23 protein-coding genes and 1 pseudogene are annotated in these 23,673 nt (G+C 38.0%); 16 read left to right on the top strand and 8 right to left on the bottom strand.

Annotated features, from left to right (window positions below; all coding sequences use genetic code 11):
- The first annotated feature begins 86 nt into the window (after nt 1-86).
- Genes A5849_RS08240 through A5849_RS08250 form a run of 3 tightly spaced genes read left to right on the top strand, consistent with a single transcriptional unit; the run spans nt 87 to nt 2,296 of the window.
- On the top strand, nt 87-776 hold the full coding sequence (locus tag A5849_RS08240) for a hypothetical protein (RefSeq protein WP_002290743.1): 690 nt from the start codon (nt 87-89) through the stop codon (nt 774-776).
- Nucleotides 777-781: 5 nt separating this feature from the next.
- Nucleotides 782-1,777 (top strand): sce7725 family protein, encoded by a 996-nt coding sequence (locus tag A5849_RS08245; protein WP_002306695.1) that lies wholly within the window; start codon nt 782-784, stop codon nt 1,775-1,777.
- A gap of 6 nt (nt 1,778-1,783) precedes the next feature.
- Nucleotides 1,784-2,296: a GNAT family N-acetyltransferase gene (locus A5849_RS08250; RefSeq protein WP_002345112.1), complete on the top strand. Its 513-nt coding sequence runs from the start codon at nt 1,784-1,786 to the stop codon at nt 2,294-2,296.
- Between the two features lie 193 nt (nt 2,297-2,489).
- Here the strand turns inward: A5849_RS08250 and A5849_RS08255 are convergent, their stop codons facing one another.
- The 3 genes from A5849_RS08255 to A5849_RS08265 all read right to left on the bottom strand — a co-directional run bounded on the left by A5849_RS08255 (nt 2,490) and on the right by A5849_RS08265 (nt 6,212).
- Nucleotides 2,490-3,047, bottom strand: a complete 558-nt coding sequence (locus tag A5849_RS08255) for a guanylate kinase (protein ID WP_025478124.1) — start codon at nt 3,045-3,047, stop codon at nt 2,490-2,492.
- Between the two features lie 88 nt (nt 3,048-3,135).
- Complete coding sequence (locus A5849_RS08260) at nt 3,136-4,317, bottom strand: NupC/NupG family nucleoside CNT transporter (RefSeq protein ID WP_002344239.1); 1,182 nt, start codon at nt 4,315-4,317, stop codon at nt 3,136-3,138.
- A 386-nt stretch (nt 4,318-4,703) separates the two neighbouring features.
- A complete protein-coding gene (locus tag A5849_RS08265; RefSeq protein WP_002345110.1) occupies nt 4,704-6,212 on the bottom strand; it encodes a DUF1846 domain-containing protein in 1,509 nt (502 codons plus the stop codon).
- Between the two features lie 158 nt (nt 6,213-6,370).
- On the opposite strand from A5849_RS08265, the gene A5849_RS08270 reads away from it, so the two are divergent.
- From A5849_RS08270 to A5849_RS08335, 13 genes are all read left to right on the top strand, one after another.
- On the top strand, nt 6,371-6,562 hold the full coding sequence (locus A5849_RS08270; protein WP_002290760.1) for a hypothetical protein: 192 nt from the start codon (nt 6,371-6,373) through the stop codon (nt 6,560-6,562).
- Between the two features lie 213 nt (nt 6,563-6,775).
- Nucleotides 6,776-7,693: a hypothetical protein gene (locus A5849_RS08275; RefSeq protein ID WP_002345109.1), complete on the top strand. Its 918-nt coding sequence runs from the start codon at nt 6,776-6,778 to the stop codon at nt 7,691-7,693.
- On the top strand, nt 7,686-8,759 hold the full coding sequence (locus tag A5849_RS08280) for a hypothetical protein (RefSeq protein ID WP_002319942.1): 1,074 nt from the start codon (nt 7,686-7,688) through the stop codon (nt 8,757-8,759). The genes A5849_RS08275 and A5849_RS08280 overlap by 8 nt, the downstream gene beginning before the upstream one ends.
- A 147-nt stretch (nt 8,760-8,906) precedes the next feature.
- Nucleotides 8,907-9,425 carry a hypothetical protein gene (locus A5849_RS08285; RefSeq protein ID WP_086310037.1) on the top strand — a complete coding sequence of 173 codons (519 nt, stop codon included), beginning with the start codon at nt 8,907-8,909 and terminating at the stop codon, nt 9,423-9,425.
- The gene (locus A5849_RS08290) at nt 9,406-9,798 is read left to right on the top strand and encodes a DUF4430 domain-containing protein (protein WP_002345108.1); all 393 of its coding nucleotides are present in this window, start codon (nt 9,406-9,408) and stop codon (nt 9,796-9,798) included. Before A5849_RS08285 ends, A5849_RS08290 begins: the two co-directional genes overlap by 20 nt.
- A gap of 74 nt (nt 9,799-9,872) precedes the next feature.
- Nucleotides 9,873-10,808 (top strand): cation diffusion facilitator family transporter, encoded by a 936-nt coding sequence (locus A5849_RS08295; protein WP_002306710.1) that lies wholly within the window; start codon nt 9,873-9,875, stop codon nt 10,806-10,808.
- Between the two features lie 132 nt (nt 10,809-10,940).
- Nucleotides 10,941-11,720 carry an AzlC family ABC transporter permease gene (locus tag A5849_RS08300; RefSeq protein WP_002306712.1) on the top strand — a complete coding sequence of 260 codons (780 nt, stop codon included), beginning with the start codon at nt 10,941-10,943 and terminating at the stop codon, nt 11,718-11,720.
- Nucleotides 11,713-12,030: an AzlD domain-containing protein gene (locus A5849_RS08305; protein ID WP_002290769.1), complete on the top strand. Its 318-nt coding sequence runs from the start codon at nt 11,713-11,715 to the stop codon at nt 12,028-12,030. Before A5849_RS08300 ends, A5849_RS08305 begins: the two co-directional genes overlap by 8 nt.
- 242 nt (nt 12,031-12,272) lie before the next feature.
- On the top strand, nt 12,273-13,883 hold the full coding sequence (locus tag A5849_RS08315) for a polysaccharide biosynthesis protein (RefSeq protein WP_002306714.1): 1,611 nt from the start codon (nt 12,273-12,275) through the stop codon (nt 13,881-13,883).
- Nucleotides 13,884-14,040: 157 nt separating this feature from the next.
- Complete coding sequence (locus A5849_RS08320; protein WP_002290771.1) at nt 14,041-14,889, top strand: DegV family protein; 849 nt, start codon at nt 14,041-14,043, stop codon at nt 14,887-14,889.
- Nucleotides 14,890-15,123: 234 nt separating this feature from the next.
- The gene (locus A5849_RS08325) at nt 15,124-15,603 is read left to right on the top strand and encodes a DUF6530 family protein (RefSeq protein WP_002290778.1); all 480 of its coding nucleotides are present in this window, start codon (nt 15,124-15,126) and stop codon (nt 15,601-15,603) included.
- A gap of 32 nt (nt 15,604-15,635) precedes the next feature.
- Complete coding sequence (locus A5849_RS08330; RefSeq protein ID WP_086310038.1) at nt 15,636-17,879, top strand: AAA family ATPase; 2,244 nt, start codon at nt 15,636-15,638, stop codon at nt 17,877-17,879.
- A 128-nt stretch (nt 17,880-18,007) separates the two neighbouring features.
- Complete coding sequence (locus tag A5849_RS08335; protein WP_086310039.1) at nt 18,008-19,651, top strand: alpha-glucosidase; 1,644 nt, start codon at nt 18,008-18,010, stop codon at nt 19,649-19,651.
- A 63-nt stretch (nt 19,652-19,714) separates the two neighbouring features.
- Here the strand turns inward: A5849_RS08335 and A5849_RS08340 are convergent, their stop codons facing one another.
- From A5849_RS08340 to A5849_RS08360, 5 genes and pseudogenes are all read right to left on the bottom strand, one after another.
- Nucleotides 19,715-20,260: a TIGR01440 family protein gene (locus tag A5849_RS08340; protein WP_002309240.1), complete on the bottom strand. Its 546-nt coding sequence runs from the start codon at nt 20,258-20,260 to the stop codon at nt 19,715-19,717.
- Nucleotides 20,261-20,281: 21 nt separating this feature from the next.
- Nucleotides 20,282-20,767, bottom strand: a complete 486-nt coding sequence (locus A5849_RS08345; protein ID WP_002313748.1) for an ECF transporter S component — start codon at nt 20,765-20,767, stop codon at nt 20,282-20,284.
- On the bottom strand, nt 20,757-21,569 hold the full coding sequence (locus tag A5849_RS08350) for a hydroxymethylpyrimidine/phosphomethylpyrimidine kinase (protein ID WP_002306723.1): 813 nt from the start codon (nt 21,567-21,569) through the stop codon (nt 20,757-20,759). The genes A5849_RS08345 and A5849_RS08350 overlap by 11 nt, the downstream gene beginning before the upstream one ends.
- A gap of 270 nt (nt 21,570-21,839) precedes the next feature.
- Nucleotides 21,840-23,372, bottom strand: coding sequence for an acyl-CoA synthetase (locus A5849_RS08355; protein WP_002345931.1), 1,533 nt, complete (start codon nt 23,370-23,372; stop codon nt 21,840-21,842).
- Between the two features lie 102 nt (nt 23,373-23,474).
- Nucleotides 23,475-23,673 (bottom strand): annotated as a pseudogene (locus tag A5849_RS08360) (integrase); the annotation flags it as partial.

Here is a 23,673-nt window from a genome sequence, read left to right on the forward strand (position 1 = left end):
TATTTTTGTTTCTTGTGTATTCTGTCTAGTATTTTAAAATCATTTCATGTAAAATGTAAGACGAAAATATGTTCGGAGGTAAAAACATGAAGACCCCGCTAACCATCGAAATAGAATCCTCATTATACCAATATTGCATCGAGCAGGGCGGCTTAGTCGTAGAAGAAGTCACGATGCCTGATGACCAAGGAATTGTAGATACGCTTAGCTGCTTGACAAAATTTGATGGCAGCCGAGAATGGCGATGCTATGAGCTGAAAGTGACAAAAGCAGATTTTCGTTCTACAGCCAAACTGTCATTTGTCGGGCATTATAATTATTTTGTTTTGCCAAGTAAACTATATGAAGAAGTGAAAACAGAGATCCCTACAGGAATAGGTGTACTAGTATATCGCCCGTACACGATCGAAGAGGAAATGCCTGCATCTGGTACATTTATGATTGCGAAAAAAGCAGCAAAGAAGGAGCTTGCTGTACCGGAAGAAGCTTTGACAAACCGTTTTATGGCTTCTTTATTCAGAGAAGTAAGAAAAGCAAAGCAAATGGAGCGAGGCGTAAAATATTTTCCAACAGATCAATTGTACAAAGAATTGAAAAGACGTTCAGAAAACCAAGATCCCTTTTCTAACGAACGATACTATGAACGATTTTTAGAAGAAATAGCTAGTCAGGCAATCAATGAGTTGCAAGAAGAAGTTGCTGCGCTTCAACATGATTATGAATACTTAAGGCAACAACAGCAGATCCGGCGGTTGCCCACAGAGCCATTGGAGTGAAAAATATGTACTATCCTTATTTAAGAGGAAAACAATTTGACCTATTAGCATTAAAAGAAGCATTGTCGCGAGGATTGCTCTCCAATAAAATCCAACCGGTAATCGAACCAGTACGTGATTCCGCTACGCTTAAAAACGTGATCGAATTATTTCAAAAAAAGCACCATCCAATCGCTGTAATCCAAAATCCCCAAGTAGGACAATTCAAATTATTCGATCAGCATGTGCACAGTTGGACAGTCAAGGAACATAGCTCTGTCGTCTCTGCACAGATTTTAACGCCAGAAAATCTTAACGACGTACTGGATTCACCTCCAACATTTCTTGTATTCGATGGACAACACTATCCAAAAGACGCAGAGGTGTGGAAACAGCTGGCAGGAGTCGATTCGAAATTCTTGATACCAGATGCTAGTCGCTTTCGCATCTGGCTGCCCGAAAATAAAATTGTGATCCGTGACTCTTTTCGAACGAGAAAGCATGTTGAAAGTTATACAGATAAAGCAGACGATTTTTTTAGTGATGACTATCTTTTTTTCCACGAAGACGGATATAGTGGATTTTCTGATTTCACGATCGAAGGCAGCCGTTATTTCGATAAAGGGTTTCCTAGCCGAGCGCTTGCTATCCATCTAACGTATATCGATGCTTACGGTAATATCCGCGTAAAGCATTTTGTCTCTGACAGTAATGATTCCGCTAAAGATCAAGCATTGAAGTTTCTTGAAGCAGGAGATAAAATGAAAAAATGGATCATGCGTCACCATCATCAGCTCTTAATCACATCAGGAATGATTGAATTACTGGCTCTCTACCAGCAACAAAAATTTCCAGGACTCGGAGTATTGAAAAAATGGTCCCTAATGCATCATTTGGAACTTATCAGTCAACTACTGGATCATCCAAAAAATTGGCTTAGAAGTTATTCAAAAGTTCCTGAACTGTATGAAGTGATTCAAAAATTAGAGAATATAAATGAAAAAGAAACAGAAAAGAGGTAACTGGATGTGTATATTCGGCTAGCAAGAAAAGAAGAAGTAGAAGAAGTGGTAAAAATTATTGATGCTGCAGCGGAATTTATTGCTTCGCAAGGCTCTCCCCAATGGCAGAACGGGCAGAAACCAACAAAAGAAACGATTTTGAACGATATTGAAAGAAAAGAAAGTTATGTATTAATAGTCGAAGATCAAATTGTTGGAACAGCTGCATTAGTCTCAGGCGTGGATCCCGTTTACACAAAAATAGATGGTAGTTGGAAAGAATCAACTGGTCCTTATTTATCGATTCATCGTGTTGCTTTAGCAGAAAGTACTCGAGGAAAAAAACTAGCAAAACCGTTCTTAGAACATTTGTTGACGATTGCAGCCAGCAAAGATATTCAAGATGTCCGTATCGATACTTATCCAGCTAATGAACCGATGGAAAAGACCATCTATTCTGCTGGATTCACTTATCAAGGAATGATTGAATTCCCTTTTGAACATGGTGAAAGAAAAGCGTATCAAAAAATAATCAAGTGAGTATAAAAGCATCTTCACAAGGATGAAGACTTAATAATATGAAAAAACAACTAGCTGATTGCTAAGAGATTGGGACAGTAGTGGTGAGCTTCAAGAAATAATTTTCGAAGAAGCTACTTCTGAAACACCGTTCATCGAGAGGTCGTGACACCATTTTTGTCGCGGCCTCTCAGCTTATCTTATGGCTATTTAGCTAATCTGTTTCTATCAATAATCCTTTTTTTATTTTATCTACTGCTTCTTGGAACGCTCCATCGTTTGATACGACTAAAAGTGTGGGAATAGCTGTCAACCGTTCCAGTTGAGCTAAGTCTTTCGCATAAACTGCCATTCTGGCCAAAATCTGTTCGGGTGAATCTCCACGCTTTTTCAGGCGCGATTGTAATGTTTCTTTAGAAATCGTAATAAAGATCGGACGGACTACCGTGCCAAAATACTCGTATAAATGCCAAAAACCATTTGCCGTCAAAACGGCATAACAATTTCCTTCCTTCAGTTTTTTGGTAATCTCTGCTTTGCTGGAACCATATTTATGTTGAGCATATTGATCCCACTCTGCAAACTCGTCTCGCTTGATCATTTGATTGAATGCATCGTCAGATACAAAATAATAATCCTCTTGATCTTTTTCTCCAGGTCTTGGTGATCGATTCGTGTAAGTAATGATCTTTTGTTCGGGCTGAAAAACAGCTTCTGCGAGTGAAGTTTTCCCAGAACCAGAAGGTCCGATAAACACATAGCAATAATTCATCATCATTTCTCCTTTGATATTTGAGCAACTGAAAAAGCTTTGGAAATATTTCCAAAGCTTTTGAAAGCAACGTCGCTTTTTTTGTTTATTATACCAGTAATCCAGTCACAATAGCACTTAAAAAGCTGACTAAAGTCGCTGTTAGCAAAATTTTCAATCCGTGTTTTGCGACAAGATTTCCTTTTTCTTCATTTAATCCCTTCATCGCGCCAGAAATGATCCCGATAGAAGAGAAGTTGGCAAATGAAACAAGGAAAACAGATATGATCGCTGTTGTGCGTTCAGTAAAATGGAAATGACCGTTAGCTAATTCTGTCATAGCAACAAATTCATTTGTAACCAATTTAGTCGCCATGATACTACCAGCATCCACTGCTTCTTTCCATGGGATTCCACTGATGAAGGCAAGGGGGGCAAAGATATAACCTAAGATCTCTTGGAAAGTAATACCGAATATCCCGTGAAAGATAGCATTGATCATGGCAATCAAGGCAACGAATCCGATAAGCATAGCAGCAACCGTGATTGCCACATGGAAACCATCAAGAATGTATTCTCCCAACATTTGGAAAAAGGTCTGTTCTTTGTTTTCTTCAATAATTAGTTCGTCTTCTTTTTCTTCTAATACATAGGGATTCACAATCGAAGCCAGAATATATCCGCCAAATAAATTCAAAACAAGGGCAGTGATCACATATTTAGAATCGATTAGTGCCATATAAGATCCGACGATTGACATAGACACTGTAGACATAGCCGAGACACTCATGGTGAATAAACGTTTCTCAGATAAGAAAGGTAATTCCTTCTTTATGGAAATAAATACTTCCGATTGCCCTAAAATAGCAGAAGCTACTCCATTGTAGGATTCTAATTTGCCCATTCCGTTGATTTTACTTAACCCAAGACCAACGGCTTTCATAAACAATGGAAGAATTTTGATGTAACGTAAAATCCCGATAATAGCAGAAATAAATACGATTGGCATCAATACGGAAAGAAAGAAAGGTGCACTTCCTTTATTTGCTACACCGGCAAAAACAAAGTCAACACCCTGCCCAGCAAAAGCAAGAAGATGATCAAACATTTTTGCCAATACAGAAACAACCGCTGTACCAAAAGTTGTACGTAATAATACGAAACCAAGAACAATCTGTAAAACGAACATCACAATTAGTGGTTTCAATTTGATTGCTTTTTTGTTGCTACTGATCAAATAAGCAAGACCTAATGTGACAAATAAACCAATAATACCTAATAAATAACTCAAATAATCACTCCTATTCCAAATTCCGTTTTATTTTACCTGTTTTGTAAATAAAATACTAATCTTTAGTGAAATTTTCATTACTTTTTTAGAGTAAAACGCATTCATTTTCCATTAGAATACAAAGCAACCAAAATAAATTAAAAAAACAGATAAAAGACGCTAAAAAAACTGATGTTCCATTGTTTTTTCGTATTTCAAATAGAGAGGGAAAGTAAGTGAAAGTATGAGAAATAAAATTTATCCTATTCTTGTTTTTTCTTTCAAACTGAATATCCCTCAAGAAGGGACAAGAAGTGTATCCACTTAGTAATGGCTATAAAAAAACGAAACTATTGTTTAAGCTAATGCTAATAGTTTCGTTTTCAACCTTTATAAGTGAGTTTTTTTTATTGGTAGTATAGATTTTCTGAAGGGTAAACAGGTGCGCAAGTAATATCGATTCCTAGTTTTTTCAATGTTTGTTCATCATTTTTATTGACCATCACAGTGGAGTGGGCTTGTGCTCCCTCAAGTTCAGCTAGTTTATCATAAGCAACTTGAGCGATTGGATTCGTTACTGCACTGATTGATAAAGCGATCAAAACCTCATTGATGCTTAGTGCATCCAAAGAGGAATGAAGTGTCTTTGACTTCAATCCTTGTATTGTTTCAAGAATTAATGGTGATAATAAAGGAATGTCATCTGCAATATGCGCTAAATGTTTTACTGCATTTAAGATGACTGCCGCTGACGCATCCATCAATGAGCTTGTACGTCCAGTAATAATGATTTCATCTGGTAATTCGATGGCAATCACAGCAGAAGGATCTTTTGTAGGACTTTGTGCTTGAATTTTATCTGCATAATCATGGGCAGGAACGACAACGTTTCGGTCTTCAGGGCGTAATCCGACTTCTTCCATAATCAGTTTGATTCGATTAACTGCTTCTTCGTCAATCAATCCTTTTTTGAAGTCACACTCTGTTTGGAAATAGCGGCGGATGATTTCTTGTTTAGAAGCTTCTTGGACAACCGCATCATCCACGATACCAAATCCTACACGATTCACACCCATGTCAGTAGGAGATTGATAAACAGATTCTTTACCAGTAATTTTTTCAATAATACGTTTGATTACAGGGAAGGTTTCAACATCTCGATTATAATTTACAGCTACTTTATTGTAGGCGTCAAAGTGGAAGGAATCAATCATATTGACATCCTTCAAATCGACTGTGGCTGCTTCATAGGCAATGTTCAATGGATGTTTCAACGGAACGTTCCATACTGGAAAAGTTTCGAACTTGGAGTAACCAGCTGCATGTCCTTTTTGGCTTTCATGATACAGTTGGTTCAAACAAGTAGCGAGTTTTCCGCTTCCTGGTCCAGGAGCTGTCACTACAACGATTGGTTTAGCTGTTTCAATGTATTCGTTTTTCCCAAACCCATCTTCTGAAACGATTTTTTCTACGTTGACTGGATAGTCTTCGATTTCTGAATGTTTATAGACTTTGATATTTCGTCTTTCTAGTTTATTGATAAAGACTTTCGTGGCAGGCTGGCCGCTATAGCGAGTGATAACGACACTGTTGATCAATAATCCATAACCGCGTAATTCATCAATCAGTCGCAAGATATCCATATCATAAGTAATCCCATAATCACCGCGGATCTTATTACGTTCAATGTCTCCGGCATAGACGCAAATCAGTATTTCAGCCTGATCTTTTAATTTTTGTAGCAATTTGATTTTCGCATCTTCTTCAAATCCTGGAAGTACACGTTTTGCATGTTTGTCATCCACTAGCTTTCCACCAAATTCCAAATATAATTTATCATAGTGGTTCACTCGTTCCAAAATATACGCGGACTGCTCTTCAATATATTTCTCTGAATCAAAACCAATTTTTTTCACTGGGTTCCCTCCTTAAGTACTAAAGCATTTTTTCATTTTTTTTTGGATTCGTCAACTGGAAGAGTAAAATTCCTCAAAAAAACAAAGAAAATGATTTAAACCAACTTGTCTAGATAGTTATTCATTGGTATGATAGTTTTTGATAAGGAAGGTGCTACATGAAAAAAAGACAGAAAAAGAAAAACGCATATAAACACTATATCCGTTCGATTTTTACCGGTTATGAAAAAATGCTTGAAGATCCCGAATTAGAACAATTGACGTTTACTTATTTAAACGAAGAAACGCAACTAACTCGTGATGACCATCAGCGCATTCATTTCACAACAAGAGATCTGCCTAGTAAATAAAAGAATATGATAAAAGTCATTGTATTCGATTCTGTCCTATCAGATGAATCAGATATCAAAGACTAGTTGATCGAAAAAAAGGCTGTGCCAAATTTTGGTGCAGCCTGTTTTATGGAGCATTGCCCGCTCTTTTTTATAACAATTTTTTACAGAAAATGGTACTATTGAAGTATTAATAAGTGAAAATCAGATGAGTAAGAGGAGGCAAGTAGTATGAAAGAGCCAGATACAAACACAAATTACGAGCAAGGCGAACTAGAGGAGACGAGCACGAATCAGGATACAGCAAAAGAATCGTCTTCTTTTTATGATATCAAAGAAAAAGCAAGCATGAATCTTTCCCAATTATTAGAAGATTTACAAGCTTTTGAAAAAGCTGTCCGCGAAGAAGATATTCCTGAGATCTACCGTTTGTACAACGGCAGATTGAACGAAGAATTAAAACGAAGCTCAAATGAAAATCACGAGATTGACCAATTGCTGATGCGTAAGATCCATGATCGTTTTTTGCAAGAATTTCCTTTTATGGAACAAGTAGAAAGCATCTCACCAACGATGAGCTATTACAAAATCGGCACTTATTACCATGATCGCCCTACAATTGGTATCGATGCAAGTTTGCCAGAAATTTTTGTTTTGCCTAAGATCGATGAAGAGTGGGAGAAATATTCCCAACCGGAGACAACGGACTATGACAAAAAAATCAATGAGCTAGACGCAAAGGTGATCACAGCTCAGACAGAGATCGAACGTTTAGACGAACAGATAAAAGAAATCAATCGGCAGATGACTGATTTGGACGATAATAAAGGATTCTTGAATCGTAAGAAAATCGAGGAAGAAATTCAAGAATTAGAGAAGAAGAAGCAAGTGCTATCTAATGAAAAATTAGGCTGGCTTCCTTATATCGAGACACCTGAAACAATCCAACAGCAAAAAGAAGCATTGAAACAAGAAGCAAGAGCGGACCAACTTCGCGCAGCCATCGTAGAAAAAGAGCAACGGCAAATCAGTCGCTATTTCGGTAGCAAAGAGGGGTTTGGTCAAGCAATCCATGAATTCTTGATGAATTATCTTGGTAATGAAAATCCTAATAATCAATCTAATGAAGGAGGTTCCGAGTATGAATGAACACGATGAAGCAGAATGGACAAAAAATGAATCACAGACAGAAGATCATGAAGAAACGAACACTTCATTAGAGGAACAAACCAGTAAGCCACTGGATGACACAGAAGAAGTCCTTATGCCAGAAGAAACAAAAATCCATGAAAAAGAAAAAGTAACTCCGACAAATACGGATACTTCAGAAAACACCCATGCTTATGAAGTATCTGAAAATCCCGGATATTTAGAAGGAAAAGAGCAAGATTATCAAGATATCGTCAGTTTGATTGAAACAGCGGAAGCAGAATTAGCGGATTTACGTATGAGAAAATATTTGATTGAATCAGATTTTCCCGAATTATTAGAATCATATGACCGCTTTATATTGAATGAAGAACCGATCTCAACGATTGGAAAAACAAGTCTGATCGAATATTTCACATATGAATTACTGAAACCGTTGAATGATATTGGTCTGGAACGATCAAATTCAGCTTATGACACATGGAAAACAAGACATTTCTCTATCAATTATACGTTGAATGGACAAAACGAATTAGTCTTTTCCTTTGTATTACCGACCATCGATCAACGATACCAAGTGGAATCGATGAGTCTTCTAAATGTATCACCAGAGACGATGGAAATCGATGTCCAGGATGATCGAGTGCTTTCTTTGATCCGATACTGGTCAGTTGATCGAGTATTCTCAGCAGGACAGATTACGATCTTCAATCACAAATTGAATCAATTATTAGCCCATGCTAGAATGCTTGGTTTTACAGTTAATCAGACACTACTAGACAATACGAAGCCACTTCGTTTGAACCTTCAGAGCGAATTTGAATTGACGAATGAAGTATTGGATGATATTTTTATCGTGGCGATGAAAAATCCCTCCTATGATATGGAAAAGATCAACGAAACTACTTATCAAGTACGATTAGATAAAGGACAGTCTTTAACGATAGCAACAAACGAAAAAGATCAAACGGTCTTGTCGATCTCATCTGGAGATTACCCACGATCCGTCATTGATTTCTTTATCAATTACGAATTCTTGGTTCCGTTAATGGTGAGAAAGTCCTGATTGGATAAGTTGGATTACCAGAGGTCATTCAGATAATTCTGTTCCAAAGGACTTGCGGCAGTTATCCAGAATAATTGTCACAAGTCTTTTCTGTATGTACTGAATGAACGTGAATCATCTGCTGGTGAAGGAGGAGTTACATCAAGAATGACCACAAATAAAATCGCCCAGCTTAGCTTATTGTCTGCTGCTTGTGTAGCAGGTAGGATCGCTTTTCAATTTATTCCGAATTTCCAGCCAATGACTGCTATTTTTTTATTTATAGTACTTTACTTAAGCTTGAAAGATGCGCTAATTGTCATGAGTCTTTCTATCGCAATCAGCAGTTTTTATTTTGGTGTGGGTCCATGGGTCATCGGTCAGTGGCTCAGCTATACCGTCGTTCTGGCGTTGTTTTCAATTTTCTACTCGAGAAGAACAATTCAAAGGAGTCTCTGGTTAAAAGGAACCTGCTTTTTTCTAGCAGGTATAGTTTATGGAATAGGGATGACTGTTTTCGATACGCTGTTCTATCATTTACCTCAACCTTGGGTCTATTACCTTCAAGGGGTGTCGTTTGATCCGATGCACAGTATAGGTAATGTTGTGTTCTTCCTTATTTTTCTGCCAGTCGTCAAACGTTTTTACAATCATTCAGGAGGAAAAAATGAAAAAAATAATTTATAGTCTGCTTGCAATGAGTGTCAGTGTACTCATGTTGACAAGTTGTAGTACAACCAAAACACCATCGACTTCAAACCAAAAGGAGGAAGTAAAAACATCGCAAAAAGCAACGATCACGTTACAAGAAAATGGTCAAAACTTTTTGAAAAAAGAAGTGTCTTTCAAAAAAGGAGAAACTTTACTGACTATTTTGAAACAAAATTTTGAAGTCGAGGAAAATGATGGCTTCATCACTTCGCTTGAAGGGCATTCTCAGGATGAAAAGAATCAAACCTATTGGATGTTTACTGTGGATGGGAAAAGTGCTACTACTGGGGCAAAAGAGATCGAATTGAACAATGGACAATCGGTCATTTTCAATTTATCTAAATTATAAGTTTCATAAAAACTGTTAAAGGGCGGATATTGCTACTCTTTAGTCAGTTCACTTGATGAAAGAAGGAAAAGAATATGGAAAATTTTAAAAAAAGCGGAATGTTTTCCGTAATTGCTGCTCTAGGGGCTAATATTCTAGTTGCTATCAGCAAATTTGTCGGCTATGCAATCAGTGGCAGTGCCGCCATGCTGAATGAAAGCATCCATAGTATCGTTGATTGTAGTAATCAGATTTTGCTGCTATTTGGCGATAAACAAGCTAATAAAGGTCAGAGCGACTTGCATCAATTTGGTGAAGGTCGAGCAAAATACTTTTTTAGTACGATCGTCGCAATGATGCTTTTCTTCGGTGGGGGAGCACTAGGGGTGATGGAAGCTTTTGAAAAATTGACGCATCCATCCCATGAAGTTGGTAATCCAATCATTGTCATTGCCATTTTGTTATTTGGTTTGGTAATCGAAGGAAGTTCTTTGCGTGTCGCAATGAAGGAAATCAAAGAATTGAATACTGAAAATCTTTCCACGATGCGCTTTTTGCGCGAAAGTCGACATAGTGAAATACTGATTATATTTACGGAAGACTTGTGTGCTGTAATCGGTTTGGTCTTGGCTTTAGCGGGAACAATCTTGACTTATACAACCGGGATCGCTGCATTTGATGCTATCAGCGGATTAATGATCGGTTTCTTACTGATGGGAGCTGCGATTTTCCTAGCAAAAGAATTTTATAGTCTGATCATTGGTGAAAGTGTGACAGCAAGCGATTTATCAAAAATCAAGTTAGCCTTTGAACGACCTGAGATCAGTCGGCTAATTGATATCAAAACCGTTCATTTAAGTCCAACGGAAATTTTAGTCGCTGCAAAAGCAGATATTGTTGGAAACAAAGAAAATGAAACGTATTCGATCATCAATGATATTGAAAAAAATATGCGCCAGTCTCTTCCTGACAAGAAGATGTATATATACATTGAAACAGATAAATATGACCCAAATTATTCTCACAAATAAAACGTATGTTCATGAATTGAAGCAAAAATGAGAAAAATATAATCTTGTTTTTAAATAAAACGGCTACAATTTAGCGAATTTATGTTACAATGAGTCCGCTGTTTATTTGTTGTAATTAAAGGAGATATTTTAATGAACAAAAAGAAGAGTGCGCCATGGCTTCAAGCTTTGCATGCAGTGATGCCGCTTTGTATAAGCTATATACCAGTGGGATTAGCTTGTGGAGTATTGTTGCAAAAAGTTGGATTTGACCCTCTCTTATCAGGGCTGTTATCGATTCTGGTCTTTTCCGGCGGCGCGCAGTTTTTAGTTGCATCTATGCTTACGACGCAAGCATCATTTGCAACGACATTATTGATGGTTTTCTTTTTAGAATTACGCTATACATTATTAGGAGCAAGTCTTGCCGGTTTTATGAAAAAAGAAAAGCGGACGTTTTTAGCTGTCTTTTCTCAATCACTGAATGATGAAAACTATGCGGTGAACTACTTAAAGTTCTCAACTGACCCCTCTTGGAACAAAAGAAAGGCTTTATATGTCAATTGGTTCTCAATGGCTGCATGGGCCGGTAGCAACATGATCGGTAATTTTTTTGGCTCGGTGATTCGAGTAGATGCTGACCTTGTCCATTTTGCTTTGACTGCTATGTTCATTTTTATGTTTGTCATGCAAATGAAAAACGCACTACTGATCTTTACAGGTTTGTTTTCAGGTGTATTAGGGGTAATCTTCATGGTATTATTCCAAAACACATTCGGCTTGATTGCAGCTACTGTTATTGCTTCATTTGCCGGATTCATGCTGGAGAAGGCATTTAAAAAAGAAAAAGCCAAGAAACTAAGGGATCGCGGCAAAGATGTCAATGAACCGCTCTTCAACTTCCCAGAACAGGAGGCCAACCATCATGACTAAACTATATTTGCTGTTTTTAGTTGCTTGTCTGTTCATCGTTGCGTATATCCCGCGCTTGTTCCCGATGCTTTATTTTACTCATCGAAAAGTGCCATCTTGGTTTAGTGACTGGATGAAGTATGTACCAGTAGCATTGTTTGCGGCGTTAGCTTTCAAAGATGTCTTCATTACTCATGAACATCTGGATATTGCTTGGAATATCAAAATAGCTGCAATGATTCTAGTAGCAGGTGTGGCTTACAAAACACGTTCGATGGCGTTGTCAGTTTTGACAGGACTTGCGTCTGTCTTTTTACTATCCATGCTTTAAACTGTTTTATTCCCTAAAAAACAGAGATTGCGACATAAGTTGTTCAAACTGATCTATCCAAACTGCATTTGCATCAGCCAATTGTGGATGCAAGTTCATTTGTTCGGATAAAAAGATTAGTGTTGACTTATGATGCAAGCTCTTTTTTGTTTTAAGAATTAAAGAGGGATTTGTCCTTCTATGTTTTTTTGCTATAATAGGGAAGATGTTTATTTTATGAAAGAATAGTTGAGGGAAATTAGATGAATAAAAAATTGATGCAAGGAACATTTTGGCTAACCTTTGCTAATCTTCTATGTAAAGTTTTAGGGGTAGTCTATTTGATTCCCTGGCTAAGTATGATGGGGAACAATCAAGATGGTATGCTTGCTACGACATTATACAATGTTGGCTATCTTCCATATGGATTGTTCCTGATGCTTGGTACAGTCGGATTTCCAAATGCGATTGCAAAAAAAGTAGCTGTAGCAACAAAAGAAGGAGATAACGCTGCTTGTCGGCTGATTTTTCGAAGTACGATCAATATCATGTTCGTCATCGGTATCGCCTCTGCTGCGTTGATGTATTTATTTGCTCCTTTATTAGCCGGAATCAGTCCAATCGCTAACGTTAACAACGGGATATTAGCTATCCGAAGTTTATGCCCATCTTTGGTTGCTATCCCGATTTTGAGTGCAATGAGAGGATACTTCCAAGGGAAAAACGATTTACGACCTTATGGAACTTCTTTGATTATTGAACAAGCTGTACGAGTGATCGTTATCTTGGCTGGTACTTATTACTTGCGCGTATTGACTGACGGAACCATATTAGAAGCTGTATTGATCAGTACAGTTGCTTCTTTCTTCGGTGGGTTAGCTGCGATTATCCATATGTATATCGTCGGACGCAGAAAAGACTTCTTTGAACTTAAAGACTTTTTGATTTCCAGTCGTTACTTCGAAAGAGAAAACCGATCTGCCTCTGTCTCTATCATTCGGGAAACACTACCGTTCATTTTTGTCGGCTCCGTCATTACTATCGTTCAAATGATCGACCAAGTAACGATGAAACCACTGCTTCACTTTTTCCGTCCAGAGATTGCAGATCAGCAACTGGAATTCTTATTCAGTCGTGCTTCTGTTAATCCAAACAAACTGACATTGATCCTGATTTCCATGGTAGGAACAGTTGCTATAAGTAGTTTGCCAATACTAAGCACAATGAAGAAAAAAGATCGTTTACAAATCGAAAAGACAGTAGGAGACAGTTTTTCGATTGCGTTATTGATCCTTCTTCCTTCATTGACCGGGATGTCTTTATTAGCTGGACCGTTATACACATTGTTTTTTGGTTATGATCCTGAAAGTGTTGGTTATTTCCAAATGGCTTTGTTAGCTTCTTTGTTTTTCTCATTATTCACGATCCTATCAACGATGCTTCAATCTCTGAACCACCATCGTTTTGCGATTCGACTAACTGTAGAAGCAATTATCCTGAAAGTCATCTTCCAAGTAATCGGACTAGGTCTAGTTGGCGGATACGGGATGAGCTTATCAAATGGCTTGGCATTCGGTATCGTCTTTGTTCGTGGGTATCACTTTATGTGCAAAGAATACCGAATAGCACCTTTAGCAAAAATCAGCAGTTTTTTCTTAAAAACTTTCCGATCTACCTTGATTATGCTTGCGGTATGTTTCATCATTTTCTTTTTGCTGAATCAGCGATTGCCAATGGAATCAAAAAGTTATGCAATGGTTTATTGTGTGGCTTTAGGAAGTATTGGGGGTTTAGTATTTTTATTTTCTCAATTCGGAAAAAATGGGTTCCGAATGTTGAAAAATGTTAAACATCGTAGCGGAAGCAAAGAATAGGCTAACTAGTCGTCTTTTTGCTGTCACTAGAAAAACGGCAACTCGTATGATTACGCTTGTCGTTTTTCTATTTTCCAATTTTAGTTTCATATCTAATCTTACTTATGATATAGTTATGAGGTCTGGAAAAATTCTTTGAAACGAGGAAATTAAACACATGAAACTTGCAGTAGTTACAGATAGTTCGGCGTATCTGCCGGAACGTATCAAGAACCATCCCGACTTATTCGTGATTCCAATCCCTTTGATTATGGATGGGAAAATTTATAACGAAGGAATCGATATCGAAGCGGATGAATATTATGGACTTTTAAAAAACAGTAAAGATTTTCCTACTACTTCACAACCTGTCGTAGGGGAAGTTTTGGCTTTATATGAGGAATTGAAAGAGAAAGGCTATGACACGATTTTAAGTATCCATCTTTCTTCAGGTATTTCTGGTTTCGTCAACACCTTATTTGCGATGAAAGACGATATCAGTGGAGTAACGGTCATTCCTTATGACTCTAAGATCACTAGTATGCCGATGGGACATATGGTAGAAGCTGCCTTAGACTTAAATGATGAAGGTCAGCCCCTTGATGAGATACTTGCGCATGTCGATCGAATTCGAGATAATACTTACGCTTATCTAATTGTAGATGATTTGAACAATTTAGTACGGGGAGGGCGATTGACCAATGGCGCTGCACTGATTGGTAGCCTATTGAAAATCAAACCGATCCTGACATTTTCTGAAGGAAAAATTGTTTTATTCGAAAAAATCCGTTCAAGTAAAAAAGCATTTGCTCGGGCTGAAGAAATCATTGGCAAAAGAAATAACGAAATACAACCGCCAGTCAAACTTTATGTGATACATGCAAACAATTTAGAAGTAGCGATTGCGGAAAAAGAGAAATTGCAGAAAAAGTATCCAAATGCAGAAATCGAAGTTGGTCATTTTGGACCAGTCATTGGTACACATTTAGGCGAAAAAGCCATCGGCATCGCCATTTCAGCGCAATAATTCCTTTTATTCAAAAAACATACCAAAAATATTCTAACATCAGCTTGCTCTTTATTCACGTGATAAATGTACGTGTAGAAGAGCAAGATGATGTTTTTATGTGTTTCTAACAAACAGGCTCTTTTTCTTTGCATTTCTCTCTTCAGTCATTTATAATGTCGTATATAGTTTAGTAAATTAGTAAACTACTGATTTACTAATTTACTAAAAATAGAAAGACGAGGAGTTAAAATCATGGAAATACCTACAAATTTAAAACATAAACCAGTGCTCGTTGTAGAAGACTACGATAAAGTTGATGGAAGAAATGCATTGAATACGGACGCAAAAGGTCTTTCTCTAGGTCTCGCTCAATGGAATGACCGTGGAAAAGTCGACATATCAGGCAAAGTATGGCGACATACTGGAGAAAAATGGTCTCGACAATCAGAAGAATTACCAATTACACGTATTTTAGACTTAGCGATCTTAGCTGCACAAGGAAGTTTATACTTCCAAGATGCTTATCGTTATGAAAAATTCTATGATCCAGAAAATCCAGTTGTGGACATCATTGGTTTGCAGGGAAACCGGATGACAGTCGAGGTAGATACCAAAAATCCAAAGATCGATGAAGACATTATTTTGTATTACGATACACTACAAAAAGACGGAGAACTGATTGGGGAACGATTCCGTATTTTAAAACGTCTTTTAGATGAGTTAGGATATTAATAGACAGAGATGATCAAAAGGGGAAGAGAAGTATGGAGAATTTCTCACTAACAGAAAACCGGACCTTTTCACGGCTAGAAAAGCAAATGATCTGGAAGAAACCGAAAAGTCATCGGACAAGTGTAGAAGAGTGGCGGATCGCCTCCGAAATCAAAGAAAATTGGCAAGATCCTGAAATGAAAATCAGTAACGTTCTTTTAGAAGGAGACGCCGGATCGGGTAAGACACAGTTAGCAAAAGCACTATCTGCTGATTTGCAACTTCCCTATACAAAAGTGACATGTTTTGCAGATATGGATAAATCAGATGTGTTCGGCGCCTTATTACCTGTAGTAGATTCCGATAAAGAACAAGACCAAGAATTGCTGGAAGCTATTTACCAAACAGATACACTTGAAGCTGTACTGACACTGATCCAGAACCATTACGGCATTGATTCTTTTTCTGCCAAAGAAAAATTAACAGAGTTAGTTCAAAGAATCGAAGCCGATTATCCAGATGCAATCCATTATAGTTATTATCCTTCTGAAATCGTTCGAGCGGTCGAAAAAGGATATCTATTAGAGATCCAAGAGCCGACTGTCATCCGTGATGCTTCTGTTCTTGTGGCACTTAACTCAGCGCTCGAACCAAATGGGATGTTGAATTTGCCAACAGGAATCATTCGTCGCCATCCAGATTGTATTATTGTCATTACCACAAATCGAAACTACCAAGGAAATCGACCCTTAAATGAATCCTTAAGAGATCGGATGCAGCATGCGGAAAAAATGGATCTCCCTGCCTTAGAAGTCATGGCAGAACGTGCGATGGCGAAAACCATGATTCAAAATCAAGAACTCCTTATGAAGATGGCAGAGATTATCCGTTTATTGGATGAAACTGCAAAAGCAAATGCCATCAAAGGTGTAGCAGGAATGCGTTCATATTTTTATTGGGCGAATACCTATAAGCAAGGACAAGATTTACTCCAGTCGATTTATCCAAAAGTTTTGTATAAATTATCCACTGATCCAGATGAATTGGCAATCCTTGAGCAAGCTTTGTCTGAGAGTGGATTGTTATTAGAACTTCAAGACATTTTGAGAAAAGAAAAATGGGGCTATCCTCAAATAAAACCTCAATCTGAGCATGCAAAAGGAAGAATTATCAGCGCCGAAGAAGCAAACGAACGAAACATCACTGAAGATGCTGAAGAAACTTTGCGCTTAGATGAAAAGAAACAACTGTCTGATGAAGAACCAAATGTGGAAGAAGAGAGACTAGAGAAAACAACAGAAAAAAACGAGATGCCTCCTCAAATGCAAAAAGAACGCAGGAGCGATATCGAAGGGAAAAATCAGAAGGAGCAACAACAAACAGAAGAGGATTCCCAAGAAATGTCTGCTTCTGACATGGAAACACATGATAAGGAAATCAAGAAGCAATTAAATAAAGAAGCGCGGCAAATCATGAAGGAAACGATTCATGAAAAAGAAGGTCTCATCGTTCACCGACCAGCTTTCCAAGGAAAAACGCAAGAAGCACGTGAACTACAAATGCAAGTCATGCCGATAGTAGAATCACTTAGCCGACAAATTTTAGAATTACTGGATAATGAACAAACAGAGACGTACCAAAAGGGAAAATATGAAGGACAGCGGTTTAACGCAAGTAGAGTAGCATATGGTGATTTGAGAAATTTTGACAAAAAGAACCCGCCACATGAGCAACCTTCCTTAGCGGTAGCTGTGCGGATCGATGAATCTGGATCAATGATAAGGGATAATCGGATCGAAGCGGCAAAAAAAGCAGCGATCGCCATTGCCGAATTTGCTAAGAAAGTCGATATCCCCTTGTTGATTTACGGGGATACAGCAGACCGTTCAGCAAGAGAAAAGACTTCTTTGTTTTCTTATAAAGAATTTGAAGACGGGTTTCAATGGTTAAATGAAAAATTAGTCACTATGAAACCAAGACAAAACAATCGTGATGGAGCGGCACTTCGTTTAGCAGCGGAAAAATTAAACAGACAATCCGCCACAACCAAACTGTTGCTTAATATTAGTGACGGTCAGCCAAAGGCGTTGCCAGATTATACTGGCAAAAAAGCAAAAGAGGACATCCAGTCTGTTTTGAAAGAATACGAGCGTCAAGGCATATTATTTGTTTCCGCAGCCATTGGTCAAGACAAAGAAGAGATCAAGTCAATCTACGGTGAAAGCCGTTTTGTAGATATTACTGACCTAAATGAATTTCCCAAGCAAATGATTCAATTGATTGCCCGTTATCTATGATAAAATAAAGCTCAACGAACGCACTTAGCAGATTCGTTGAGCTTTTCGTTTCTAGTTACCGGTAACAAGGATACTTCTAAAATAGAATCGGTTATAATCAAGAGGGACCGTTAAAGGAGTGAAACGATATGATACAAGAACAAAAATGGTGGAAAGAAGCAGTAGGCTATCAAATCTATCCGGCCAGTTTCAAAGATAGCAACGGCGATGGACAAGGAGATATCAATGGGATCCGCGAAAAACTTGGATACTTGAAAGATCTTGGCATCGGATTTATCTGGATCAATCCAATCTATCAATCTCCATTTATCGATAATGGTTATGACGTAAGTGACTATCAAGACATAGAAAAGCGATTCGGCACGATGGAAGATTTTGATTTATTGCTGAAAGAAGCACATGAATTAGGAATCAAAGTTATTATGGATCTTGTCATCAACCACAGTTCGGATCAGCATCAATGGTTTGAAGAATCGAAGAAATCCAAAGAAAGCCCTTATCGAGATTATTACATTTGGGTCGATGGAGTAGATGGCAAAGAACCAAATAATTGGACATCGATTTTCGGCGGCTCTGCTTGGGAATATTCTCACGAAACAGGACAGTATTATCTGCATGTCTTTGCAAAAGAACAACCAGACTTAAATTGGGAAAGTGAGAAATTGAAAGAAGAACTATTCAATATGATTCGATGGTGGCTAGATAAAGGGATAGACGGATTTCGCTTAGATGCTATTTCTCATGTAAAAAAAGATGAATATTCAGTAAAAGCCACAGAGAACCCTTTTTCACCCTTTCAAAATGTCTCGGGAATCGAAGAACATTTGACTGATTTAAAACATGTTTTCGAAGAGTACGATATCATGACAGTCGGAGAAGCAAGCGGCGTCACAGCAGAAGAAGGGCCGGAATGGGTAGGAAAAGACGGTTATTTCGATATGATCTTTGAATTCGATCATATCCATATTTGGCAGCAAGAAAAAGAAGGGCAATTAGACGTCCTTAAGTTAAAACATGCATTAAGTGCTTGGCAAACTTCCCTAGATGGTATCGGATGGAACGCTTTATATATGGAAAACCATGATGTTCCTCGTGCCGTTTCTGTGTTCGGAGATACCCGTCCCGAATTTTGGGCTATGTCTGCAAAAGCAATCGCTATGATGTATTTCTTTTTGCAAGGAACGCCATTTATTTATCAAGGACAAGAAATCGGAATGACGAATATGCCTTTTGAATCGATCGATCAAGTTGATGCAGTGGATTCGAAAAGACTATATGAAAGGCTTCTTGCGGAAGGTAAGACAAGAGAAGAAGCATTAGATATCATTCGTGAAACCACCAGAGACAATAGCAGAACACCCATGCAATGGACTTCAGAAGAATATGCCGGCTTTTCTACACATGAGCCTTGGATGATCACTAATCCTAATACCAAAACGATCAATGTAGAACAACAAGAACATGAACCGGATTCGATCTTGCAATTCTATAAGAACATGATCCGCATTAGACAAATCAATAAAGGCCTGATATACGGTTCTTATAAAGAATATCTTCATGAACATCCACAACTATATGTCTATGAAAGAGATTTAGAAGATGAACAGTATCTTATTATGGTAAACTTGACGGAATCATTTGCTGACTATGAACTCCCAAAAGAAGCAGATCAGTCATGGACATTGCTCTTATCAAATTATTCTAGCAGAAACTTTGAAAAAAAAGGAACACTAGCCCCTTATGAAGCTCGGCTGTATAAAACAAACAATTAAAAAACTTCCTCGTTAAAGTTCAATAGTTGGACTTTCCGAGGAAGTTTTTCTAATTTACCCATCTTAATAATTTGCTCTAGGACCACCGATATATTTAGAACGAGAGCGAAGGGCTGTCACATGGGCTTGTCCCAAGGTTTTCAAACGAGGTCTGACAGGCACTTGGACATGTTTGATATGCATACCGATCGAAGTGTCACCGATATCGATGCCGGCTTGCCCAATTACATGCTCCACTTCGACAGGGTCATTGAACTGCTCAAAAGCAGCAACAGAACAAGCACCTCCAGCGTGTAATGCAGGGATAACAGAGACGATTTCGAATTTTTTTGCTTCTGCCACTGTTCGTTCTACCACCAATGCTCGATTCAAATGTTCGCAACCTTGGACAGCTAAGGCAATTTCTTTAGGATCTAATAGCTCTTTTAACGTACGGATGATCCACTGACCAACTTCCGCACTGGAATTTTTTCCAATATGTCCACCGACGACTTCACTTGTGCTGCACCCTAAAACAAAGAGATCTCCTTTTTTCAAGTGTGCCTCAGCCAATACGTCATTAACTATTTCAGTCAATTGAACTTTCAATTCTTTTTCTGACAACTTCATTCTCTAAAACCTTCTTTTCAATTAATATTGCTTCCGTGCTTGAATACGTTGAAGACTTGCAGTTATAGGAAAGGCAAGACCCATACCGATAAGATTTTGAAAGGTATTCCCTGGGATAGAAGCCACTCCAGCCGGCCAATCATACAAAATCCAACCGGCGATACCATAGCCGACGATCATAACTAAGCTTCCTAAAAAAAGACCAAATAGCCACATACGAGTAGAAGATTTACTGAAAGATCCGGCAACATATCCTTGTAATCCGTGAATCACTAATGAAAAAATAGCCCATTGCGGATATCCTGAAATCAAATCGATTAATAGACCACTGGAAGCACCGACAACTAATCCACCCATTGGACCATAAAGAGAAGAAGCAGTATAGATTCCAGCCTCACATAATGTCACAAAGCCGTTCGTAGCCGGTACAGGGATCAAAATAGTTAATGAAAGTGCAACGGTCAACGCAATCAACATCGCATAGATTGTTAGTTGTTTAGTTTTCATTTATCGTTCCTCCTTTTTGGATACCGCCAGACCAGACGCTTCCTGTATGATCATTCATCAGCACACCATTGGAAATACAATGGGCAACAAATTTTTTACTTTCTGCTACGGCTTTTGAAACGTCTGTTCCTAATACAAGATTCGCTGTTATTGCAGAAGAAAAGGCACAACCGGCACCATTTACTGTCGGGGTATCGACTTTTTTCTGAGAAAACACCTCATGATGGTCAACTGAATAGAGAAGATCCACAGCTTGTTCGCCAGCCATCCTTGTGCCGCCTTTTATTACAATTTTCTTTGCTCCTGAAGCAGTGAGCTCTTTAGCGAGATGGATCATTTCTATCAACGAAGAGGGGAGAGCTTGACCAGAAAGTAAAGCAGCTTCTGCCAAATTAGGCGTAATCATCGTAACAAGTGGAAAAAGTTCTTCGATGAGCTGCGAAATATACCATTGATTGATCACAGTTTCAGTTTCTTTGAATGCCAAAACAGGGTCTAAAATGATTGGGATATTTTGTTTTGCTTTTATGAAGTCTCGAACAACCATGATTGCTTCACTTGAATTTAATAACCCAATCTTGATTCCATCTAATGAAGTCATTTGATCAATTGAAGCCAACTGTCGTTCAAGCAATTCTGAAGGAATAGATTCCAAGATAAATCGCCCATTCGTATCTAGTACCCCTATAGATGTCAAGGCGCTTAGCCCGAATAAACCAAAATCTTCAAAAGTTTTTAAGTCTGTTTGGATTCCTCCACCAGCAAATGGATCAGAGCCACCAATCGTCAAGATTCTTTTCATAACATTTCCCTCCATGAATAAGAGTATAACGAAATTTTCAAAAAAGAAAAACAGCCAATTGGCATATTTTTATCTCATCCAATTTTCAAAAAGAAGCGAAAAGGGAATGTGACAAAAATCGTGTCACATTCCCTTTTTCCAAATAAACGGTCTTCAATTAACTGGCCCTCGATATTAGCTCAACAAACGGTAAAATATAAGGAACTATTTTTGTTTGGCTGTTCTTATTACTTGATGCAGGACAGCTTTTTCACAACCGCTTAAAAACGATTAGTTGTTTTGTGTTTTTAATTCTTTCTCGATTTGAAGCCGCTGAACTTTCATTGTAGCTGTTCGCGGGATTGCATCAAAGTCACGGATGATAGGGGCGTTCAAACGTGGAAGTTCATGGACTTGCTCCCACCAGCGATTCCAATCCATTTCTTTATCAGGAGCTAAAGCAATAATCGGCTGTGGAGAATGATTTTTATCTCTTACAATCACTACCTCTGCCAAAAAATCTAACGAATCTAATAAAAAGTCTTCAATAGCTAATGTACTATTGATCGTTTCGATCAGATCCACTTGCCGATCTTTCAAAAATAGGTGGCCATGTTCATCCATAAAACCGTAATCTCCGCTATCCCACCAATCGCCATAAACATTTTCTTGGAACCGTGCATCTTCCTTATAATAAGTCAAAGCCCGTCCTTTAGACAGTAATTGTATATGACCATCTGTATTTTCAGGAAGGACGTTCCCGACTGAATCTGTGATCCGTGCGCTTGTCATGTCTTCCAGTCCAACGCCCATATCTCTTGCATCACTCGTTTTCAAACTGTCGAGTGTATGAGCCTTAAGAATCATTGGTCCACATTCACTTTGGCCATATACTTGAAGAAATACCGCATCTTGTGTTATTGATGTTCGCAAAAATGTTTCCATTGTCTGATTGTTTATGGCATCAAAAGTAGAGTGATAATAACGGATGCCAGAGAAAGCTTTTGGATGTTCTTTAGCAGTAAAACTCCACTGAACAAAGTTATTCGGATGAGTCTCTAATGCGATTGGTCGGTAGGTTTCCAACATATGAATAACTTTTGAACTTTGTGCGTCTGCTAAAGGCATCATAGGAAAACCCATGGACATCAAAGAAGAGATGCCAATATTGAATCTAGAATGTACGGGGGAAATGTGAAAAGCAATTAATTTCTTTTCTGAAATTTTTGCAAAAACAGTTTTTTGCCATTTCGTTCGCCAACCCATAGAATGAGCGGAATGACAAATAAGCTTAGGGATACCAGTTGTACCAGAAGTATGGGTCATATAAGAAATTTCATTTTTAGCTAAAAACGATTGGGGAACAGGAAAAGTAGGTTGCTCCAGTAAATAAACAATAGGAATCTGTTTTGATTTAGTCCCGTTTGAAATTTCTCCCACTCGTTTTTTTGTCTCATCATCAAATAAAACAAAGGGGTCTTCTAAACGGTCGATAAATACTTCCATTGTCGCTGTTGGTAGATGATAAGAAGTCATGACAGGCACTGCACCAAGGTAAGACACAGAAACAGCGAGAAGGTATGTGTCAAAAGCGGAACTCTTATAGATAATGACTTTGTCTCCAGATTTCACACCAAGATGGGCCAATTGATAAGCTCGATCTAATACACTTTCAAAGCATTTTTTGTAAGTTGTTTCAAGTCCTAACTCAGGAAAAGCAGAAAGCGGCTGATCAAAGATAATCGGGATCTCGGAAAAGCCAGCTGCAGCTTCTTGAAAATTCGTAAATAAATTCAAAGGGGAATACATTATGGTATCCATCATTCACACTCCATTATCTTTTGTTAAGTAATATACAAACTAAAGATAATCGTAACATAAACCTTTGTATAATAACATAGTTCATTGTGAAAAAAGTTCAGATTTCTATGTGACAGAAACCTGAACGAATGTCGCTAATTCGTGATAAGAAAAATCAACCATTTTTTCCCAGATTTCTTGAAAAGAATGGGAAGATAGGTATCGATTACCACATAAATAGTTTACCGCGTCAGCATCATCTAAATATAGTTCAGTATAATAGCGATAGGTTTTTCGGCATAATTCTGGTGATACATTCTTATAC

It is taken from the genome of Enterococcus sp. 10F3_DIV0382 (assembly GCF_002140245.1).
GTDB lineage: Bacteria > Bacillota > Bacilli > Lactobacillales > Enterococcaceae > Enterococcus_B > Enterococcus_B lactis.

Coding starts and splice junctions, on each gene's coding strand:
- A5849_RS08240 (WP_002290743.1), top strand. CDS start 87: ATGAAGACCCCGCTAACCATCGAAATAGAATCCTCATTATACCAATAT.
- A5849_RS08245 (WP_002306695.1), top strand. CDS start 782: ATGTACTATCCTTATTTAAGAGGAAAACAATTTGACCTATTAGCATTA.
- A5849_RS08255 (WP_025478124.1), bottom strand. CDS start 3,047: ATGAATTATTGCTATGTGTTTATCGGACCTTCTGGTTCTGGGAAAACT.
- A5849_RS08270 (WP_002290760.1), top strand. CDS start 6,371: ATGAAAAAAAGACAGAAAAAGAAAAACGCATATAAACACTATATCCGT.
- A5849_RS08275 (WP_002345109.1), top strand. CDS start 6,776: ATGAAAGAGCCAGATACAAACACAAATTACGAGCAAGGCGAACTAGAG.
- A5849_RS08280 (WP_002319942.1), top strand. CDS start 7,686: ATGAATGAACACGATGAAGCAGAATGGACAAAAAATGAATCACAGACA.
- A5849_RS08285 (WP_086310037.1), top strand. CDS start 8,907: ATGACCACAAATAAAATCGCCCAGCTTAGCTTATTGTCTGCTGCTTGT.
- A5849_RS08290 (WP_002345108.1), top strand. CDS start 9,406: ATGAAAAAAATAATTTATAGTCTGCTTGCAATGAGTGTCAGTGTACTC.
- A5849_RS08295 (WP_002306710.1), top strand. CDS start 9,873: ATGGAAAATTTTAAAAAAAGCGGAATGTTTTCCGTAATTGCTGCTCTA.
- A5849_RS08300 (WP_002306712.1), top strand. CDS start 10,941: ATGAACAAAAAGAAGAGTGCGCCATGGCTTCAAGCTTTGCATGCAGTG.
- A5849_RS08305 (WP_002290769.1), top strand. CDS start 11,713: ATGACTAAACTATATTTGCTGTTTTTAGTTGCTTGTCTGTTCATCGTT.
- A5849_RS08315 (WP_002306714.1), top strand. CDS start 12,273: ATGAATAAAAAATTGATGCAAGGAACATTTTGGCTAACCTTTGCTAAT.
- A5849_RS08320 (WP_002290771.1), top strand. CDS start 14,041: ATGAAACTTGCAGTAGTTACAGATAGTTCGGCGTATCTGCCGGAACGT.
- A5849_RS08325 (WP_002290778.1), top strand. CDS start 15,124: ATGGAAATACCTACAAATTTAAAACATAAACCAGTGCTCGTTGTAGAA.
- A5849_RS08330 (WP_086310038.1), top strand. CDS start 15,636: ATGGAGAATTTCTCACTAACAGAAAACCGGACCTTTTCACGGCTAGAA.
- A5849_RS08335 (WP_086310039.1), top strand. CDS start 18,008: ATGATACAAGAACAAAAATGGTGGAAAGAAGCAGTAGGCTATCAAATC.
- A5849_RS08340 (WP_002309240.1), bottom strand. CDS start 20,260: ATGAAGTTGTCAGAAAAAGAATTGAAAGTTCAATTGACTGAAATAGTT.
- A5849_RS08345 (WP_002313748.1), bottom strand. CDS start 20,767: ATGAAAACTAAACAACTAACAATCTATGCGATGTTGATTGCGTTGACC.
- A5849_RS08350 (WP_002306723.1), bottom strand. CDS start 21,569: ATGAAAAGAATCTTGACGATTGGTGGCTCTGATCCATTTGCTGGTGGA.
- A5849_RS08355 (WP_002345931.1), bottom strand. CDS start 23,372: ATGATGGATACCATAATGTATTCCCCTTTGAATTTATTTACGAATTTT.